General features: G+C 71.9%; 1 protein-coding gene. It reads right to left on the minus strand.

From position 1 onward, the window contains the following. Positions 1-1,739: DUF4175 domain-containing protein (locus F9K34_RS18970; RefSeq protein ID WP_291338651.1), on the minus strand; the 1,739-nt coding region annotated here is incomplete at both ends.

Raw genomic sequence — 1,739 nt, forward strand, 5'->3', positions numbered from 1 at the left:
GGCTGCGGGAGTCGCCGCCGTCGCCCGGGCGCAGCGCGTCGGGCCTGCCACCCTGGCCGTCACGGCCCTGCTGACCCTCCTGGTCCTGTCCCTGGCCGCCGCCCGGCTCCTGCCCATTCTGGCCGTCCTGCCCGGGCTGGCGCTGGCCCTCCATGCCCTGCTGCTGCCCGCCCCGCTGCTGAAGGTCGCGGAAGGTCTCGTCCGAAAGGCCCTGCTGTTCGCGCAGCGTCTGGCGCAGGTTCTCCATCGCCTGGGCGCCGGGGCCGCGCTGGCCGTTCTGGCCGGGCTGGCCCTCGGTCACCCGCAGGTTCTCCATCATGCGGCTGAGCTGGTCGAGCAGTTCCTGCGCCTCGGCCATGCGGCCTTCCTCCATCAGCCGCTGGATCTCGTCCATCATCTGTTGAAGCTGGTCGCCGGTGATCTGCTGGCCGGCATCGGCCTGCTGGCCGGGCTCGTCGGCCCCCCGCCGCTCCATGTTCTCTGCGAGCTGGCGGATATAGTCGTCGGTCGCCTGGCGCAGCTCGTCCATCAGCTTCTGGATCTCTTCCGGCGAGGCACCGTTTCGCATCGCCTCCGACAGCCGTTCCTGCGCCTGCTGCATCCGCTCGAGCGCGTTGGCGAGCCCGCCGTCCTCGATCAGTTCGGCGATGGACCAGAGCGCCTCTGCCGCCTCGTCGCGCATGGCGGGCGAGAGCGGTCCCTGCGCCAGCGCGGCGTCGAGCCTGCGGATCGCGACCGAGAGCATGAGGTAGGCACGTTCGTTGCGGACGAGCCCTTCGGGCCGGTGGGTGAGCGCGTGCAGGATCTGGCTGACGCGGGCGCCGTTGTCGCGGGTCCAGAGGAGGTCGCGGCGGAGTTCGATCAGCGCCGAGGCCACCGGGTCGAAGAAGCGGCGGCCGGGCAGCGACAGGTTCACCGTGTCGCTGGTGCCGGTCTGGTCGCGGCCGTCGGTCACCTCGAAGGTCATCTGCACCGGCAGGTTCGCCCAGGGGTGCTTGGAAGCATCCTCGACCAGGGCCTCGGCGAAATCGGCGCGGTTGCCGGTGATCGGCATGGGCAGGTCGAAGACCAACGCCTCACGCTTCTCGGGATCGGGGGCGAGGCCGTAGCGGCGGTCGGCGGCGGAAAGGTCGAGTTCGATCACCGCACGGCCGGCGGTCACGGCGTAGTCATCCTTCGCGGTGAACGGCTGCGACATCGTGCCGTCGGCCTCGCGCATGATCTCGCCGGTGATGGCGACCGTGGGCGCTGCGTCGGGCAGGATCGTCACCTGCCACTCTCGCCCGCCCTCGCCGCCGATGGTCAGGCGGCCGGACCGGATCGCCTCGAATTCCACGGCGCGGACGGCGGCAGTATCGACGGTATCGCCCGGACCGGTCGCCGGCGCGGGAGGCTGCCCTGAGAGGCTTTCGCTCACCGCTACGGCATCGGCGGCGCCATAGAGACGCAGGGTGATCCGGCTTCCCGCGGGCAATTCCAGCGGGCCCTCGGGCAGGGTGTTGAGGTAGAGGCTCGGACGGCCGGTATAGGCCGGCGGTTCCGCCCAGCCCTCCCAGGTCGGGCCGGCGGCGGCATCGGCCGTCGTGCCCGGTCCGACGAGGCCGGGTGCCTCGGTCACGCGCCAGAGCGAGCCGAAGAGCACGGCCATCACGAATGCGGCGAGGCCCGCATAGCGCAAGGCGAAGCGGTCGCGCGCAGCGATGCGCAGGTCCGGCGCCGGCGCGCGCGCGGTGCGGGCC

Source organism: Albidovulum sp. (assembly GCF_008933605.1).
Taxonomy (GTDB): domain Bacteria; phylum Pseudomonadota; class Alphaproteobacteria; order Rhodobacterales; family Rhodobacteraceae; genus Albidovulum.